This window comes from Erwinia sp. PME.40.26/001, from assembly GCF_055556675.1.
Map to the genome: position 1 here is coordinate 1 of NZ_JBVHNP010000488.1, position 228 is coordinate 228.

Genomic DNA, 228 nt, shown 5'->3' on the forward strand with positions numbered 1-228 from the left:
GCGCCTTCCGCATCGACCTCATCGTCGACGCGCTCGCCCGGGCGCGCGAAGCCGGTGTCGAGGTCGTCCTGGTGTCATCGGGCGCGATCGCGACCGCGCTACCGTTGCTCGACCTGCAGGGTCGGCCCAACGACCTCGCGACGCAGCAGGCCGCCGCGGCGGTCGGTCAGAACGTCCTCATGTGGCGCTACCAGACCTCCCTCGACAGGTTCGGTCTGCTCGCCGGGC

At 71.5% G+C, this 228-nt stretch carries 1 protein-coding gene; it reads left to right on the forward strand.

Going from position 1 to position 228, the window contains the following annotated elements; translation table 11 throughout:
• A partial coding sequence (locus ACZ3HG_RS25085) for an amino acid kinase family protein (protein ID WP_465335291.1) occupies positions 1-228 on the forward strand: 228 nt, incomplete at both ends.